17 protein-coding genes are annotated in these 18,156 nt (G+C 44.4%); 13 read left to right on the forward strand and 4 right to left on the reverse strand.

Annotated features, from left to right (window positions below):
* The first annotated feature begins 248 nt into the window (after nt 1-248).
* Nucleotides 249-440 (forward strand): DUF1858 domain-containing protein, encoded by a 192-nt coding sequence (locus tag V6984_RS01865; RefSeq protein WP_342758123.1) that lies wholly within the window; start codon nt 249-251, stop codon nt 438-440.
* Between the two features lie 55 nt (nt 441-495).
* On the opposite strand, the gene V6984_RS01870 is transcribed toward V6984_RS01865, so the two are convergent.
* Nucleotides 496-1,278, reverse strand: coding sequence for an adaptor protein MecA (locus V6984_RS01870; protein WP_342758124.1), 783 nt, complete (start codon nt 1,276-1,278; stop codon nt 496-498).
* Nucleotides 1,279-2,080: 802 nt separating this feature from the next.
* On the opposite strand from V6984_RS01870, the gene V6984_RS01875 reads away from it, so the two are divergent.
* The 7 genes from V6984_RS01875 to V6984_RS01905 all read left to right on the forward strand — a co-directional run bounded on the left by V6984_RS01875 (nt 2,081) and on the right by V6984_RS01905 (nt 8,587).
* A complete protein-coding gene (locus V6984_RS01875) occupies nt 2,081-3,775 on the forward strand; it encodes a glycosyl hydrolase family 18 protein (RefSeq protein WP_342758125.1) in 1,695 nt (564 codons plus the stop codon).
* Nucleotides 3,776-3,828: 53 nt separating this feature from the next.
* Nucleotides 3,829-4,569 (forward strand): N-acetylmuramoyl-L-alanine amidase, encoded by a 741-nt coding sequence (locus V6984_RS01880; protein WP_342758126.1) that lies wholly within the window; start codon nt 3,829-3,831, stop codon nt 4,567-4,569.
* An 89-nt stretch (nt 4,570-4,658) separates the two neighbouring features.
* Nucleotides 4,659-5,720, forward strand: coding sequence for an L-threonylcarbamoyladenylate synthase (locus V6984_RS01885; RefSeq protein ID WP_342758127.1), 1,062 nt, complete (start codon nt 4,659-4,661; stop codon nt 5,718-5,720).
* Between the two features lie 24 nt (nt 5,721-5,744).
* A complete protein-coding gene (gene rpiB / locus V6984_RS01890; RefSeq protein WP_342758128.1) occupies nt 5,745-6,197 on the forward strand; it encodes a ribose 5-phosphate isomerase B in 453 nt (150 codons plus the stop codon).
* A 42-nt stretch (nt 6,198-6,239) separates the two neighbouring features.
* On the forward strand, nt 6,240-6,869 hold the full coding sequence (gene upp, locus V6984_RS01895) for a uracil phosphoribosyltransferase (protein ID WP_342758129.1): 630 nt from the start codon (nt 6,240-6,242) through the stop codon (nt 6,867-6,869).
* Between the two features lie 24 nt (nt 6,870-6,893).
* Nucleotides 6,894-7,373: a dCMP deaminase family protein gene (locus tag V6984_RS01900; protein WP_342758130.1), complete on the forward strand. Its 480-nt coding sequence runs from the start codon at nt 6,894-6,896 to the stop codon at nt 7,371-7,373.
* A gap of 41 nt (nt 7,374-7,414) precedes the next feature.
* Nucleotides 7,415-8,587, forward strand: a complete 1,173-nt coding sequence (locus V6984_RS01905; protein ID WP_342758131.1) for a cell wall hydrolase — start codon at nt 7,415-7,417, stop codon at nt 8,585-8,587.
* A gap of 63 nt (nt 8,588-8,650) precedes the next feature.
* Here the strand turns inward: V6984_RS01905 and V6984_RS01910 are convergent, their stop codons facing one another.
* Nucleotides 8,651-9,127: a DUF402 domain-containing protein gene (locus V6984_RS01910; RefSeq protein ID WP_342758132.1), complete on the reverse strand. Its 477-nt coding sequence runs from the start codon at nt 9,125-9,127 to the stop codon at nt 8,651-8,653.
* Between the two features lie 188 nt (nt 9,128-9,315).
* Here V6984_RS01910 and V6984_RS01915 point away from each other — a divergent pair, with 188 nt between their 5' ends.
* The 5 genes from V6984_RS01915 (at nt 9,316) to V6984_RS01935 (ending at nt 15,647) form a co-directional block, all read left to right on the forward strand.
* On the forward strand, nt 9,316-9,708 hold the full coding sequence (locus tag V6984_RS01915) for a hypothetical protein (RefSeq protein ID WP_342758133.1): 393 nt from the start codon (nt 9,316-9,318) through the stop codon (nt 9,706-9,708).
* 219 nt (nt 9,709-9,927) lie between these two features.
* Nucleotides 9,928-11,061, forward strand: a complete 1,134-nt coding sequence (locus V6984_RS01920; protein ID WP_342758134.1) for an SAM-dependent methyltransferase — start codon at nt 9,928-9,930, stop codon at nt 11,059-11,061.
* Between the two features lie 97 nt (nt 11,062-11,158).
* Nucleotides 11,159-13,711 (forward strand): hypothetical protein, encoded by a 2,553-nt coding sequence (locus V6984_RS01925; protein WP_342758135.1) that lies wholly within the window; start codon nt 11,159-11,161, stop codon nt 13,709-13,711.
* 161 nt (nt 13,712-13,872) lie between these two features.
* A complete protein-coding gene (locus tag V6984_RS01930) occupies nt 13,873-14,676 on the forward strand; it encodes a helix-turn-helix domain-containing protein (protein WP_342758136.1) in 804 nt (267 codons plus the stop codon).
* A 2-nt stretch (nt 14,677-14,678) separates the two neighbouring features.
* Complete coding sequence (locus V6984_RS01935; RefSeq protein ID WP_342758137.1) at nt 14,679-15,647, forward strand: DUF4097 family beta strand repeat-containing protein; 969 nt, start codon at nt 14,679-14,681, stop codon at nt 15,645-15,647.
* 391 nt (nt 15,648-16,038) lie between these two features.
* Here V6984_RS01935 and V6984_RS01940 read toward each other — a convergent pair whose 3' ends face one another.
* Both V6984_RS01940 and V6984_RS01945 read right to left on the reverse strand, forming a co-directional pair.
* Nucleotides 16,039-16,521, reverse strand: a complete 483-nt coding sequence (locus tag V6984_RS01940) for a QueT transporter family protein (protein ID WP_342758138.1) — start codon at nt 16,519-16,521, stop codon at nt 16,039-16,041.
* Between the two features lie 125 nt (nt 16,522-16,646).
* The gene (locus tag V6984_RS01945; RefSeq protein ID WP_342758139.1) at nt 16,647-17,999 is read right to left on the reverse strand and encodes an MATE family efflux transporter; all 1,353 of its coding nucleotides are present in this window, start codon (nt 17,997-17,999) and stop codon (nt 16,647-16,649) included.
* Between the last annotated feature and the right edge of the window lie 157 nt (nt 18,000-18,156).

Here is an 18,156-nt window from a genome sequence, read left to right on the forward strand (position 1 = left end):
CTACTTTGTTATATGATTAGTTTTTTAATTATGCAATTCGGGCACACTTATTATAAGTGAAAGCCTCTTGCTGAGTCAAGCGACGGAATGTACTTTTTTAGGTACATTCACACGTTATGACAGTTTAAATATAAACTTTTTGTTAATATTATTAAGAATTCGGAATAGGTTGCCAGAAGGAGGAGAAAGTATTATACTATTAGTAGTTTTCCCAGAAAACATTTTTTATACAAAAGGAGGTAGAAAAGATGGCAGAGATAACTAAGGATATGACAATTGGTGAAATATTGAGAATAAATCCTAATGTGGCACCTATTCTTATGGAAATAGGAATGCACTGCTTAGGTTGTCCTTCCGCTCAGGGAGAAACATTGGAAGAAGCAGCTATGGTTCATGGCATACAAATAGATGACCTGATGGAAAAAGTTGCAGCGGTATAAAGTTCATATGAAAAAGAGGTGTGCCGGTAATCCGATACACCTCTTTCATTTGTACTTATATTTGACTTAGCGACTGTATGGCATTATTTTTTATAATGGGTTCAAAATGTTCTTCCAAATATGCTTCACTAGCCAGAGCATATTTTTCACTGGTTCCGTATTCGGATAAAATATTACATATTTTGTTAAATTCAACCGGAGTATGACTGCCTTTTGCTACTAACAGCACATAACGGCGATTGGTGTCATTTTTGTATAGGGAATTGCTTCCGCTGTAGTTTGGGGCCAGCACGTGAGAAATCCGAGCAACCACGCCGAGGGAATCGAAGGAGAAGATTCTGGTCAAGTCCTGATTCTCATGAATGGAGAAATCCGGTTTCCTGGCGACTTTCTTTTGCGATCTGTCTGGATTCGCAGTAACTTCATCCGTATCTTCCTGCGCGCCTGAAAATTTACCATCGTGAATCTTTTTGAACAAATCAAGTACGTCATCCGCACCTTCGGAAAGACTGTCTATCATTTCATCGAGTTCTTCTTCCGTATCGTGAACTGAAGGAGCAAATTTGGAAAAACGCGTATCCAGTTCTTCCGGGTCCTCCACCTTTGTAATGATAAGAACGATACAGTCTGAATTCAGTGGAATTGCTTCTATCATCAGCGGAATATCCTCAGCCTCGAATCCAAATTCAAAGGATGCTTGCTGCATCATATCTCGAAACAGATTTTTCGCTTTTTCGGTTCCGTATGCGAGTTCACTGATCTTTAATTCACGGTCGGCTAAATCTTCTCTGGTAAGTGTACAGCGAATCTGATGGTCGTTAACTTTTTCAATTTTCATGTTATCACATCCTTACTATAAGATACTGCCATTGTTTTATCTTGTGACTAACCTGAACCTATTAACCCTAAAGAATAATACTTTACAGTTAAATGTATATTATACTTAACGTAAGTTTAAGTCAATAGAGTTGATTCAGTGTTTAAAAAATTTTAATAAAAAATGGATTTTCTTTCAAGTTTTACTTGAAATATCCGGAAAAACTGGTTATAATTACTACTGCGGGATGTCTCTGGATAATTAGTATCGAAAGGAGGCATGGCAGTTTTATATATTTATTGTATCATTTTAAAGCATATATTGGAATATCTTTCACAGATTTAATAGTGATTTAATATTTCAATTCTTATCCTTCTATCTTATAGTATGGAGGATGTCTTACAAGCTTATGTGCTTGTCCGTCAAATAAAATTTTCCAACTAATTTTCACAATATTATAATTCGCATGTAGTTTTTTTAACAGGACAATTTTATTTTTATACCATTTATTTGATACGCGTCCAGACATTCCGTCACTGTCTATTATCGTCAATTTATCAAAAAGTATAAGAAAATTTATAAAAAATATATCACGGTTTTGCTGTTGGTCATACAAACGGTAACAATAATTCTCTGCGCAAAGATAAGCTTAGGCTTTGTTGCATCAAACAGGAAGACCCCCGAGACTGTAAGGTGCAGTGAAATAGGTGCCGAAAGAAACAAAATAAAAAGCCGACAAAAAAGTATTAAAAAGTCAAATTTGGTAATGACGGTATTAGAATAGTTTGTTATAATAAAGGACGATTGGAAGGGAGCTGGTTAAATGAAGAAATTGATTCCGGTAATAACTGCGGTCGTCCTTATTATCGTGGTTATTGCAATAAGCGTTGGTATAAAAATTGCGGATAAATACTCGTATTCGAAGGAGAGGGAGAATCTCGACGAATATTTTTCTATAGAGAGCGCCGACGAGGTGCCTATCGTTTTGCAGGACGAGCTGATCGAGGAATCTGCCAGGCTGATCGAGGGAACATATTACCTCGATTTGGCGACGGTTCACAAATACTTTAATGACAGATTTTACCAGGATGAGAACGAAGGCTTGCTGCTGCTTACCCTGCCGCAGGAGACGGTGCGAAGTGAAATAGGCTCTTCTCAGTACAGCACGTCAGCCGGCGATGTTTCCGAGGAATATGTCATTTCCAGATACGAAGGAGATACCTTCTATATAGCTATAGACTATGTGAAAAAATATGCCAATTTTTCATATGAAACCTTTACGGATCCGAACCGTATGCAAATTTATACGAAGTGGGAGGAACGTAAGACGGCGCAGCTTATCAAGGATACGGCAGTGCGCTATCAGGGCGGAGTCAAGAGTCCGATTTTAAAGGATGTGGCTGAGGGTGACACTGTGGTAGTCATCGAGGAAATGGAAAAATGGAGCAAGGTAAAGACTTCTGATGCCTTTATCGGTTATGTGGAGAACAAGCAGCTGGATAATTACGGTTCCCTGTCGCCTATTCCGGTTACGGACTATGAGGAGCCGGTATATACGAATATTTCCAAGCCCTATAAAATCAATTTGGCATGGCATGCCGTTGCAGGAACTGCGGGTAATGACACACTCGATTCCGCTTTGGCGGGAACCAAGGGAATCAATACGATTTCGCCTACATGGTTCGCGCTAAGCGATAATGACGGGAACTTTACCAGCTTTGCTACCAAGGATTATGTGACAAAAGCGCATGAGCAGGGAATAGAGGTATGGGGACTTATAGATAACTTTACTAATAAGGAAACGGTAGACACGTACGAGGTCTTATCCTATACGAGCAAACGCACCTATCTCATTGAAAATTTGATAAGTACGACTCTGGAATATGGCTTGGACGGAATCAATGTGGACTTCGAGGAAATCAGTCAGGATGCGGGTGATCATTTCATACAGTTTATCAGGGAACTGTCTGTTGCCTGCAGAGCTAATGGAATAGTGCTTTCGGTGGATAATTATGTTCCGACAGGCTATACGGACCATTATGACAGGGCGGAGCAGGGAGTTGTGGCGGACTATGTAGTCATCATGGGCTACGATGAATATTATAAGGGAAGTTCCGAAGCAGGCAGTGTAGCCTCCATCGGGTTTGTGGAGAATGGGATCAAGAAGACGGTGGAGCAGGTTCCTCCCGAAAAGGTAATCAACGCAATTCCTTTCTACACGAGAATATGGGAAACAAAGGGAGCCGAACTTACCAGCCAGGCGGTGGGAATGGATCTTGCGGAGGAATTCGTGTTAAATCATAACATCGAGACGAGGTGGGATGAGGAGACCTGTCAAAACTACGGAGAGATACAAGAAGGTGACAGCTTCTATCAGGTATGGCTGGAGGACGAGCAGTCCATAGAGGTCAAGTTAAACATTATGCAGAAGTATAATATCGCCGGCGTAGCCGAGTGGAAATTGGGATTCGAGAAAGCATCTGTATGGGATGTGATCGGGAATTACCTGAACCAATAGAAAGTGTTCATTTTTCTTTCTTATATTTCATAGATTGAAGTAACGGCAGGAATATGAGCGGGATATCAATGATAGATGAAAAACAGAAAAAAATTTTAAGTATTGTGATGGCGGTAATTCTCCTGGTGTCAATGTATTTTGTGGCAAGGGAGAGTGCCGCCTATGTTAATGCGGACAAAGTTATCTCGGGGAAAGGAGGGGACAGCTCCGAGGAAATCTGTGTCGTCATCGATGCGGGGCACGGAGGAGCGGATCCGGGTAAGGTAGGAATTAATGGAGCCTTGGAAAAGGATCTGAATCTTCAAATCGCCAATCGCTTGAAGAAATTTCTCGAAGCGCAGGACATAAAAGTAGTTATGACGAGGACGGACGAGGGCGGCCTGTATGATGAGAATGCTTCCAATAAAAAGGTTCAGGACATGAAGCGGCGGATTGCTATTATTGAAGAGGCTCAGCCGAAAATTGTGGTAAGTATTCATCAGAATAGTTATCAGGAAGAATATGTCCACGGTGCTCAGGTTTTCTATTATACCGGCAGTGAAACGGGGAAGGCGCTTGCGAAGCTGATACAAAACCGTTTTGTGATTAATCTGGACCCCGAAAATAAGCGGGAAGCAAAGGCAAATGACAGTTATTACCTATTAAAAAAGACATCGGTTCCTATTGTTATCGTGGAGTGCGGATTTCTCTCCAATAGAGAAGAGGCGGAGAAGTTGAAAACGGAGGTTTATCAGGAAAAGGCGGCTTGGGCGGTACATATGGGGGTATTGCAGTACCTGAATTCACAAAAATAGAAATGGCGGTCTCCCTGTTGTTGCAATTTACCATACATAAATAGAGACAAAAAAAAACGATTGTGGTATACTATACGGGGTGAACTTAAATGGATACAAAAACAATCCGTATGGATGAACAAAATATAGATTATGAAGCTTTAAAACAAGCCGGAGATATTATTAAAGCCGGCGGTCTGGTGGCCTTTCCTACAGAAACCGTATATGGGCTCGGGGGAGACGCATTGAATGAGGAATCTTCGGGGAAAATATATCGTGCCAAGGGCAGGCCCTCGGACAATCCGCTTATCGTCCATATTTGTAAGCTGGAGGATATGGATCCTATCGTAAAAGAGGTAACGCAGGCGGCGAAGCTGCTTGCAGAGGCTTTTTGGCCCGGTCCCCTCACTATCATATTGAATAAATCGGATAAGGTGCCTTATGCCACCACCGGTGGATTAGACACGGTGGCTATTCGTATGCCGGAGCATAGAACGGCACTGGCCTTCATAGAAGCGTCCGGAGGATATATTGCAGCGCCAAGCGCCAATATCTCCGGCAAGCCAAGCCCTACCATCGCGAAATATGTGGCGGAGGATATGGATGGCAGAATAGAGATGATCATCGACGGCGGTGAGGTGGGCATCGGATTAGAGTCCACAATTGTGGATCTGACGGAAGAGACTCCCATGATACTGCGTCCCGGTTACATTACGAAGGAAATGTTAGAAAAGGTTCTGGGCGAAGTGAAAGTGGATGGAACTATATTAGGCGATAGCTTGGAAAAGGCGCCAAAGGCGCCGGGAATGAAGTACAGACATTACGCGCCTAAAGGCAGGCTGACCATTATCGCAGGGCTTCAGGAGAAAGTGGTCCGGGAGATAAATGACAGGGCATTGAGCATGCGGAAAATGGGAGAAAAGGTCGGAATTATCGGGACGGATGCCACCGTTTCCCTTTACAGTGCAGATAGCGTAAAAAGTGCGGGAAGGCGGGAGGACGAGGAGTCCATCGCAAGGGCGCTTTATCGGATACTGCGTGAGTTTGACGATGAGGATGTAACGGTGATCTATTCTGAGGCCTTCGATGAGACTTCGGAAAATGGGGGAATTGGACAAGCTATTATGAACCGGCTGCTGAAAGCGGCAGGACATCATATAGAAAATATGTAGAACAGTATAAATAAGGAGGCGCTTATGTCTATCGCATTAGGATGTGACCATGGAGGATATGGTCTGAAACTGGAAGTTATTAAATATTTGGAAGCGCAGGGTATTGCATACAAGGATTTTGGCAGCAATAGCCTGGATTCCTGCGATTATCCCGAGTACGGACGTGCTGCGGCAGAGGCAGTAGCGTCGGGAGAGTGCGAGACGGGAATCGTCATCTGCACCACAGGAATTGGAATATCCATCACGGCGAACAAGGTCAAGGGTATTCGTTGTGCGCTTTGCTCGGATACGGTTTCCGCAAGGCTGACAAAAGAACACAATGATGCCAATATGCTCGCCCTCGGAGCGGGTATCGTAGGTACCAATCTGGCGCTTGGAATTGTGGATACGTTTCTCCATACGGAATTTTCCGGAGAAGAGAAACACTGCCGGAGAATCACCAAGATCGCGGCAATCGAAGATGAACTTTTGAATTAAATTAAATATAAAAATGTAACAGCATACACAGGAGGTATTACAATGGCAAAGGTAGTAATTATGGATCACCCGTTAATTCAGCACAAAATCGGTTATATCAGGAGAAGAGATACCGGGACGAAGGATTTCAGACAGACAATTGGTGAGATTGCCATGTTAATCTGCTATGAGGCTACAAGGGATTTGCAGCTTTCCGATGTGAAAATAGAAACTCCCATCTGCACCGCCACGGCAAAAGCGTTGAAAGGAAAGAAGATGGCGATCGTTCCGATTCTTCGCGCGGGACTCGGTATGGTGGATGGTATGCTGACACTGATTCCGGCGGCAAAGGTTGGGCATATCGGCCTATACCGCGATCCGGAGACTTTAAATCCGGTGGAATATTACTGTAAGCTTCCGGCTGACTGTGCGGAAAGGGAAGTGTTCGTAGTGGATCCGATGCTGGCGACGGGAGGTTCTTCCGTAGCGGCGATTCAGATGCTAAAAGATAAAGGCTGCAAGAACATTCATTTCATGTGCATTATTGCGGCGCCTGAGGGAATCGAGAAGATGAAGAAGACTCATCCTGATGTAGACATGTATGTAGGTGCACTGGACGAGAAACTAAACGATCACGGATATATTGTTCCCGGCCTGGGGGATGCGGGAGACAGAATATTCGGAACCAAATGAGAATGATTTTTCTAAGGGGGATACATGAAGAGAAAAAACTATATTTCCTGGGATGAGTATTTTATGGGGGTATCGAAGCTTTCGGGGATGAGATCCAAGGACCCCAGTACTCAGGTTGGGGCGTGCATTGTCAGTGAGGACAATAAGATTTTATCCATGGGATATAACGGTTTTCCGGCAGGCTGTTCCGACGATGAATTTCCATGGGAAAGAGAAGGCGATATATATGATACTAAGTATGCCTATGTGACGCACAGCGAATTAAATGCCATATTGAATTACCGGGGCGGCAGCTTGGAGGGGGCGAAGATATACGTGTCGCTTTTTCCCTGCAACGAGTGTGCGAAGGCCATTATTCAATCCGGTATCAGGACCATCGTATACGACAGCGATAAATATGCGGATACGCCCACGACCAGAGCATCCAAGCGGATGCTGGATGCGGCGGGAGTGAGATATTACCAGTACCAGAGGACGGGCAGAAAAGTAGAATTAGAAATGTAAAGGGGACCCTTTCGGTCACCGGGCCAAGGCGGGTAGGATAAATGAAGCATACAGGAAAACAGAATATGGCGGCAGTGCTCATCGCAGCATTGCTGGCAGGGGGAATACCCATGACAACTGCGACTACTGCGTATGCGACAGATGCTACCAGAAAAAAGCTGCAGGAAGCGCAGGATCAGAAAAGCCAGACGCAGTCTGACTTGAACCAGACGCAGGAAGACCTGCAGAACTTGAATCAGGAAAAGGACTCGCTTCAAGGAGCGCTGAATACACTCAACAGTCAGTTGAAGGAGGTCAGCAATAACCTGGAGGAGCTGGAAGCGCAAATCGACGATAAAGAAGCCGAGATAGAACAGACGAAGGAAGACTTGGCAGATGCAAAGGCCACGGAAGAGCTTCAATATGAGAGCATGAAAAAGCGGATTCAGTTTATTTATGAAACACAGGATTACGTCATGCTGGAAATGCTTTTTGCCTCCGCGGATTTTTCCGATTTTCTCAATCGCAGCGATTATATCGATCAGCTTTCCGCTTACGACAGGAAGAAGCTTAAGGAATATACGGAGACGAAAGAGCAGATTGAGGCGGCGGAAAAACAGTTAAAGGTAGAAAAGCAGGAGCTGGATGACTATAAAGCTCAGGTAGAAGTGGAAAAAAGCCGGGTATCCGGGCTGGTAGGACAGACTGCCACGAATATCGCCGGAAAGAAAACTGAAATATCACAGGCGGAAGCTGATGCTCTGGCATATGAGCAGAGCATAAAGGAGCAGGAAGAAAATATTGCCAAGCTTCAGGCGCAGCTTGCTGAAGAAATCCGACTCTCCCAATTGGCGGCGCAGTCGGCATGGAGAGATATTTCCGAGGTAAGCTTTGCGGAGGGAGACAGGTATCTTCTTGCGAATCTCATTTATTGCGAAGCCGGCGGTGAGGGCTATGCCGGACAGCTGGCGGTAGGTGCGGTCGTTATTAATCGTGTACTTAGCTCCGTCTATCCGGACTCGGTGGTTGGAGTCATCTATCAGGGCAGTCAGTTTTCCCCCGTGGCAAGCGGACGGCTTGCAATCGCTTTGGCGGAGGGAAAGGCTACGGCCAGCTGCTATCAGGCTGCGGATGATGCTATGAAGGGAAATACCAATGTCGGAAACTGCGTGTATTTCCGTACTCCCATCGAAGGGCTGAGCGGCATTAACATTGGAGGACATGTATTTTATTAGGCTTTAACATAAAAAGGCATGACAATTCTTTGAAAGCAAAGGAATGTCGTGCCTATTGTTAATCTATAAAATATCCTCGATATATTTCTGTAAGGTAGAAAACTTTCCGGCATATATAATCTGAAGCAGGCAATTTAGGCGAAGCAGGCATTTCTTTATCAAATCGCACTGCACCAATTCTTTGTCCAAAGCAGTAACCAGCTCGTCCAGATCCACGACTTTCACGAAGCCGTCGGGATAGATGATGACGTCCGCCAGCAGGTCTAAGGTAGTCAAAGTATTCTGGGCTTCGTCATGAATATATTCCACAATATCGCAGTACCAGTATAAGAGAGAGCCGTCCTCGCGGTAGAACTTGCTCACCTTGAAGCCCTGCCCCAGAAAATAACAGGAATAACCGTGGTGCAGATTCTTTTTCGGCTTTAAAGCGTTCCATTTGGTAATGATTACTTCATCGTTACATGTGACGATAATATCGTCCTTCAGTAAAATGCACTCATCCGGCATGATTCTTTTACGGTAAAGAGTAGGGTTTGTCATGCGTCCTCCCAGAATGCCGCAAAGCGAAAAAAGGAGAGTAACAGCTCGCGGCTGATTACGGTTTGCAGTAAAGGTATATATGCTCAAATATTACACTTGCCCCAAACAAAAGTCAAGCGAGAAAGTCAAAAAAGGGAAAAACGCATATGATAACATAAAAAATAATCTTTTTATAAAGGAAGTTGCTCATGTATAATCAAAGAATTTTGCCCTTTTATATGACATATCCGCTGCCCCTCTATTATCAGGAAGAAGATACGGCGATGAGAGATTTGGAGTACTTACAGCAGATGTATCCGATAGAGGCGAAAAAGTACCAGAAAGTAGTAGCCAGCATGTTGGATAAGCTGGATTATGAAGGCAGTATGATTTATGACGAATACCCCGATAAGTGGCAGATGTACAGACTATCCCAGAATATCTTAGACGTTATCAGAAAGCAGGAAGAAGATGCGAGGCCGGGTGAGGTTGTTGCGCAAGAGAAACTGGATTCGATTTCAGATGTGGTGCAGATTATTCTTTGCTATGAAGTTTATAAGAGAAGACATAATCGGAGCCATAGCGGTATTTTAAAGTTTTAGTTGTAGTTTTATAGTAAAGTCAGTAAAATATAGTCATGGCATGAATTGTCATGGCTATATTATTGTACTCTTATAGGAAAGTACGTCCTATAAGAGAAAAGCCCTTCGGGCAGGATGCGCAACTGCGCGCACGGAACAAAAGCTGTGCTGTCGAAGTATTAAGTCGTGTGGGTGTGCGAAGCACACTTCTGTTCCAGACGTTTAGGAAGAGGATAAAAAATGGAAGAATTGTTGCAGGAAGCAATCGGAGAAGGGCTGTACCAGATTATTTTAAGCAATCCGACGGATAAGGAAAACATGAGTAAGGTGAAGATACGCCCTGTAATATTGCAGGATAGATTGTGTTTTCAGGAAACCACATATATAGGAGCGCAGGTATTTCACGAGAATTTCGATAAGGAAGCTTTGATAGTGCAGATTATGACACATATGTCGGGAAATTTCCGCCAATGCGAGATAGAGACTACGCAACTAAAGGCCACCGTGCTCGTAAGCAAAAAAGGAAAAGTAACGATCAATAAAAAGGCGGCAGCAGGACAGAAGAAAATCGATTTGTCCCATAACAGGGTGAAAGCATATATTTTAGAGGAGGGAAAGGTAGTTCCTTTTCTCGTGGATCTGGGGGTTCAGACCTTGGATGGAAAAGTAGTAAAGTCCAGATATGATAAATTTAAGCAGATTAACCGTTTTTTGGAATTTATTGAGGATATTCTGCCCACACTTCCTAGAGGAAGAACGATTAAAGTCATCGATTTCGGATGCGGGAAGTCATATCTTACGTTCGCCATATACTATTATCTGAAGATATTACAAGGATTAGAAGTGGAGATTATAGGCCTGGATCTGAAAAAGGACGTGATCTTACGCTGTAATGCCTTCGCTTTAAAATATGGGTACGAGAGCTTAAGATTCTTACAAGGAGACATCAGCACCTTTGAGGAGGCGCAGGAAGTGGATATGGTTGTAACCCTTCACGCATGCGATACTGCAACCGATTATGCGCTGGCAAAAGCAGTAGGATGGAACGCTAAGGTGATTTTATCTGTTCCATGCTGTCAGCACGAGGTGAACAGGCAGATTGCATGCGAGGAGCTGGCCCCAGCACTTAAATACGGGTTGATCAAGGAGCGGATGGCAGCACTCCTTACCGATGCGATACGCGCCAATATTTTGGAAGAACAAGGCTATGAAGTACAAATACTGGAATTTATAGATATGGAGCATACGCCCAAGAACATTTTGATACGTGGGATAAGGAAACCGGAGAAGGCCGGAAAACACAGAGAAACGAATGTGAAAAAAATGACAGGCCTGATGAATGTGGAAACTACCTTGCAGAAGTTAATGCAGTAAAACGGAGTATTTATATTATGAAGTCAATGACCCGCGAGCAGTAACCAAAGCCAAGTTAGCCTGGCGCGTTGCTTTCGGGAGAATAAGGAAACGGAAAATGAAGAAAACAGCGATAAAATGTTTATATCTGGCGGCTGTGTTTTTTGTAGCTCTTTTTATTATCAGTGCGGTGGCAAACCAGGGCAATACCGAGATGACGATGGAAATGGGACCGGCGACATATCCGGTTATCCACATGGTGGTAGGCGGCAGAGAGGTAAACAGTCTGCATGGATATAAGGGAAGCATGGAAAGCAGCTACCAAAGGGACAGTATAACGCCCCTCGGACAAGGGAGAAAAGTGAATATTGCCGTGGATAAATACGGGGAGACGATAGAAGGGCTGTCCTTTGAGGTGCGAAGCATTGACGGAGATAGGCTGGTGGAGAGCACCCAGCTTACCGAATATCAGGAGACGGAAGAGACCATCGAGGCGGAATTCTCCATAAAAGATTTAATCGAAGAGGATACGGAATACATGCTCGTGCTGCTCCTTGCCGACGGCAATGGGAGGACGATTTATTATTATACGAGAATTATCCAGACAGAAAACTATTTTGCTGATGAAAAGGTAGATTATGTGTTGGATTTTCATAGGAGAACCTTCGATAAGGAGGCTGCGAAGGAGCTTACCAAATATCTGGAATCCAATTCTGACGGAGATAATACGACCTACAGCAAGGTGACGATACACAGCAGCTTCAATCAGGTTACATGGGGAGACTTGTCCGTAAACAAATTAACGGAGCCCGATATAACAATAAAGGAACTGGCCTCCCAGACCGGAGCCCTGGAGCTGAATTATCTTGTATCCATAGCGGACGGTAAGCAGACAAAGCTTTACCGAATCAAAGAATTCTACTGGATACGCTATACCTCCGACCGGATTTACCTGCTGGACTTCGAGAGGACAATGAGGCAGATCTTTGACGAGAAAGCAGATGTTTACAGCAATAATAAGATCGATCTGGGGATAACCCGGCTTGAGGACATTGATTTGGCTGAGAGCGATGGCGGAAACGTAGTAGCGTTTACCGACGGGAACCGGCTATACTGTTATAATGTTACCGACAATAAGCTTTCTCTCTTATTCAGTTTTTATGACGGAAATTATGACGATGAAAGGACCATTTGGGAGAAGCACGAAATAAAGATATTGAACGTGGATGAGGCGGGAAATGTCCAGTTCATCGTCTACGGATATATGAACCGCGGAAAGCACGAAGGAGAGGTCGGGATATCGGTATATCATTTCAGCGGGCTTTTGAACACGATTGAAGAACTGGCCTATATACCCAGTGCAGGCTCCTACGAAATACTGAAGGCAGAGTTGGAGCAGCTTTCCTATATCAATAAGTCGGCAATCTTCTTCTTTATGCACGAGGGCTCCATTTATGCGGTGAATCTGGAGGACCGTACCTGTGAGGTCATGGTTTCCGGTCTGATAGAAGGCAGCTATAAAGTGTCGGACTCCAACCGGATGGTGGTATGGCAGACCGGAGGAGACCAATATGCCAGCAAAAAGCTGATACTTATGAATCTGAACACAAAGGAAAAGACAGAAATAGCCGCAAGTGAGGAATCGGAAATAGCGGAGGAATATATCGCGCCATTGGGCTTTATGGACGAGGACTTGATATACGGTCTGGCTAAAAGCTCAGATGTGGTTCAGGACAACACCGGAAGCATACTATTTCCTATGTATAATATCAAGATACAAAACGAAAGCGGAGAGGTGCTTAAGACTTACGAGCAACCGGGAATTTATGTGGTCGGCAGCGAGATTCAGGGCAATCAGATCAGCCTTTTGCGTTTGGAGAAGGATGAGGAAACAGGAGCCTATACCGAGATTTCTAACGACCAGATCGTAAATACGAAGATAGAGACTGCTGGAAACAATACGGTGGAATCCGTTCTTACGGACAAATTCGAAAAAATAGTGCAGATAGTTGTAAAGAGCAATATCAATATGAAAACCTTAAAATGGCTGACACCAAAGGAAGTGTTGTTCGAGGGTGGAAGGGAAATTGCGCTGGAAGAAAATGAAACGGAAGCTCCCCGATACTTTGTATATGGAAAAGACGGGGTGGAAGGAATCTTCACCGATGAAGGAAACGCGGTCAATCTGGCCTATGAGCTTTCCGGCATAGTAGTGAATGAAAGAGGCGATTATATCTGGATCAAGGGGAACAGAAGCTTGAAGAACCAGATCATGGCTATTAAAGAGGCGGCGATTACCGAAGAAAAGAACAGCCTTGCCATATGCCTGGATACGATTCTGCAATATGAAGGCGTAATGCGCAATTCGGAATATCTTTTAAACCGGGGAGAAAACATACTGGATATTATGAAGAGCAATCTGGAGGGAGTTCAGGTTCTTGATTTGACGGGATGCAGTCTGGACGCTATATTATATTATATCAATAAGGATATACCGGTGCTTGCAACCTTAAACGACGGCAGTGCAGTTTTGATTGTGGGCTTCAACGAGCTCAATACGGTATTGATGGACCCGCTTACCGGTACGATTTACAAAAAGGGAATGAATGACTCGAAGCAGATGTTCGAAGAAAATGGAAATCGCTTTATCACCTATATTAGGGGTGAATAATGTAAAATTGCGTATTTAGGCTGTTCGCAACCGATGGTTGCGGCCATTCAAACTAGAATTGGTAGTGCAACCGGGGGGCAATTTCTATAATTAGCTCAAAGGAGTTCCCGATGTGAAAATTCCAAATGAAGTTTTTCACATTAAGAAAAGGAGAAAGTATTATGAATATTGAAATTGCAAATCGGTTAGTGAATCTGCGAAAAAGCAATAACCTGTCGCAGGAAGCCTTGGCCGAGAAGCTTGGAATCAGCAGGCAGGCTGTGAGCAAGTGGGAAAGGGCGGAGGCTTCACCGGACACGGATAATCTAATATTACTGGCGAGGCTGTATGGAATATCTCTGGATGAGCTTTTAAAGACGGAGGACGAGATTTCACCTCGCGGAGAGGAGACGAGGGAGACTTCAGATTCTGAAGAAGGGCTTCAAAACAGCGATGATGATGAATACGTTCATGTGGGCTTTGGAGGGGTTCATGTGAAGGATAAGGACGGAAGCGAGGTTCATGTAGGCTGGGACGGTATACATGTGGACGACAAAAAGAGCAGAGATAACGTTCATATCGATAAAAAGGGAGTATATGTAAATGGACAGAAATATGACAAGGAATGGTTCAGACATTATCATCATTTCCCTTTTACTCTGGTTATCGTGCTGCTTTATATTTTGGCAGGAGCGTTCTTTAACGCATGGCATCCGGCATGGATGCTATTCCTTCTGATCCCGCTGTGGAACAGTTTCTTATCAGCGATAAAAAATGAAAATATGCATTTTTTTTCATATCCGGTATTAGCTACGCTGCTGTTTCTTTGCGCCGGCTTCTTTACAAACGCATGGCATCCGGCATGGGTGATTTTTCTGACGATTCCGATTTACTATTCTTTGGTTTCATATATGCAGAGCCTTAGGAAGGAGCGCGAATATGAAGAATATCGTTCTCCGTATTCGGACGAAGATACGGAGGAATAGATATGAAAAGAACGTGGATAGGGTTCATCGTGTTTTTATGCGGAGCAATCGTAATCTGTGCGGCGTCTGCAGCCTATGCAAGGCAGCATAATTATGGTTCTTTCCGCTTTATAGGAGGATTTGGAATGGTAAGCTTGAAAAACACAGAGGAATTTGCGGTCGATGGAATTGAGAATATAGATATTTCATATAGTTCGGAGAATATCGTTTTTCTAAAAGGAGAGGCGGATAAAATCGTTATAAAGGAATATCTCTATGAGAACAGAGAAGATCATACGAAAATGGAAACAGAAGGAAATACGCTGTATGTTAAGAAGAATGAGGGGATGAACGTGACCTTTACTCTGGGCTTTTTGACAGGAAGCGAGCGAATCGAAATATATTTGCCCGAAGCCTTCAGCGGAAGCGTAACGGTCACGGCCTCCAGCGGAAATATCACTTCGGATCCGGCGTGGAGCTTCCGGGAGTTCTATGCGTCTGTAAAAAGCGGAAATATTACCTGCGAAGCGATCGAGGCAGAGAAAATCACGGCAGAAACTTCCAGCGGAAATATTTTCTTCGGTATGGCTCAGGGAGAAAGAACCGTTACTGCATCCAGCGGGAATATTGTGGTATCTTCCGGGGCAGGAAACACTTATGTGTCTGTTTCCAGTGGAAACATCAAGGTGGAAGGAGCATCGGGGAGTTTTAAAGCTTCAGCCCATAGCGGTAACATCGAAGCTGAATTAATCAGCCTGGGAGAAACAGTGGAAGCGGAGACGAGCAGCGGTAACATCCGGCTGAATATCCCTAAGGACAGCTCCTTTTCCTATGAAGTAAATGCAGGCAGCGGAAGCATAGATACCGATTTCGATGAATACCTTTCCTACAACAAGAGAGGCAATGCGGCGAGCGGTACCTATGGAGCAAATGCAACGACATCGATAAGGACCAGCACCTCAAGCGGCAATGCGGATGTGAAGTTTCGCTAAATCAGCAGTTATGGAGAGGAACAGATAGCATTTTTTTGTTTAAAGTTTGAAAGGAGCCTCTCGGCTCCTTTTTATGTAATAGGATTAGGATGTCAAAAGGTCCTTTTGCAAACGTCTCAAGTCAATATGCTCAAAACAAAAAGACTCCTGCTCCAAATTCCAATATATAAGAAGTTCTAAATATTTACATAGGCGCAGTCGTTCTTTTTGTTTTGGTCATATTGACCAGAATGTATTTATAAAGGACCTTTTGACACCCTAATCGTAATAGGAAAATGCGCCTATTACATAAAAGCCCTTCGGGCATGATGCGTAGCTGCGCGCGCAAAACAAAAGCTGTGCTGCCAAAGTATTGGGCCGCGAGAGTGAGAGGAGTACACTTTTGTTCAATTTATTGATTGAAAATACGGTTTCTGTATTTCTCCAGGGCAAGGAGCAGAAGCATTCCTAAGACCCCGCAGGAAATGATTTCCCCAGCGGTAACGGTAATTACGGAAAACCACAAGGGGCGTATGCCGTAAGCGTAAAGCAGCACGGGAGGGATCACGATCATGTTAGCAATGATGGGCGGAACAGGCGCCAGCCATTTATACCGGCGAAGCTTATAAGTGAAGAACGCGCCGGCCAGGGTGGCGAGACTTCCGAATATAATATCCGGCAGAGCGCACCCTGTCAGTATGTTGCTGAGCAGGCAGCCGATAAACAATCCGGGTATTGCTGCGGGAGTGAAAAAGGGAAGAATTGTAAGAGCTTCCGAGAAACGGACCTGCACCGCGTAGTTGGCGAGGCCAAAGGCATTGGCTACAAAAGTGAGCACAACATAAATAGCGGCAATCATCGCCGCCTGGACCATTAGTAATACTTTCTTGTTCATATGAATTTGTCTCCTTTAGTTTTGTTTTTTTGCCGTTTTATGAACGGGTCGGTCAGGAAGGTCTCGAACTGACCGGGTGTTTGCAACTTGATAAGTGTATCATAAGTATGGGTGAAATTCAAGGTTTAGTCTATGGTATTCTTCGTCAGCCACACTCCTGAGCGGTAACGGAGATAATAAATAACCGTTCTTACGGCCCATTCGATTCCCATACAGATCCACACACCCTGAACACCGAATCCCAGAGGAAGAGCGAAGAGATAGCCCAGTCCCACCCTGATGACCCACATGGTGATAAGAGAGGAAATGGAGCTATAATTGGCATCGCCTGCCGAACGAAGGACGCAGGGCAGGATATTGGATGCCGACCAGAAAAAGGGCATTGGAATGGCCGCGATCCAAAGCAGGATATATATTAAGGATAACGTCGCTTCCGGCGCCTGATACAGCTCCAATATTAAGGGCATGAGAGGCATGAATACCACTAAAGATAAGATGACGATAAAGGTCCCTAACCATATGAGCTTCGCTCCGTAACGCTTTGCCAGCTCCTTATCTCCGGCACCGATGCACTGGCCTACTACAGTAATGGCAAGAGTACCTACCGCCATCCCGCTGGAATACAGGATAGAAAAGGCAGAGCTTGCGATGGCGTTGGCTGCAACGCTGATCGTACCGAGGAAGACGATATAAGTCTGAACAAGCATGCCGCCTCCATTAAAGAATACTTGTTCCAAGGCGAAGGGGACACCTATTTTAAAGACGGATCTTAACATAGAAGGATTAATATGGAAAATGTTCTTTGTATAAATCCTGAATATACTTTTGGGGCGCACCAATAAAAAGACCGCGAAGCCGCCGCCGATAAGTCTGGCAATGTTTAAGGAAAGGACTGTTCCCATGATATCCATATGAAAGCCGTTGATAAAGAGCAGGCTGGCGAACAGATGGATCAGATTGATGAGCATCGTAAGGCGCAGACAGATTTTCGTCTCTCCCAGTCCTCGAAGGACCGCAAAGGAACCCACATAAAAGGAATGAAAGATCATGGAAAGGGATACTCCGATGAGGTAGCTGCAAGCCTTTTCCTTGACGACGGGGTCCGCCGCTCCAAATAAGGTATATACCAACGGGTTTGAAAAAACGATCAAAAGAGTGCATAAAGCCCCGGCCGCCAGCGAGGTGGCGAACATTACCTGCCCGGCGGCAGCACGTATCTTCTCCGTTTCACCCCGCCCCTTATACTGTGCAACGACTACGGTGCCTCCGGCAGCGATGGCATTGAAGATGGAATAAGTCATCATATTCAAGGGAGATACGAGGCTGACCGCGGATACGGATTCCTGACTGGAGGAACTTATCATAGCCGTTGTAAGCAGCCCGATGATGTTGATAAAAAACTGATCCAGAATAAGCGGAAGCAGCATAGAAAATATTTCTCCATAGGAAAATTGATTGCTTCCAAACTGTTTGTCCAAAAATAAATCGGCCCTTGAACCGGACCGGATAAGTGTAATTTTATGTGCGGAGTGCAGTTTCATAGAATCATTATGCCTTTCTCATATCCTGCGGACTTCCCTCCGCAAGCGCAAATTTTTATCCATATAGTTTGAACGGATGGCCGTTTAAACTATA

Source organism: Kineothrix sp. IPX-CK, from assembly GCF_039134705.1.
Lineage (GTDB): Bacteria > Bacillota > Clostridia > Lachnospirales > Lachnospiraceae > Kineothrix > Kineothrix sedimenti.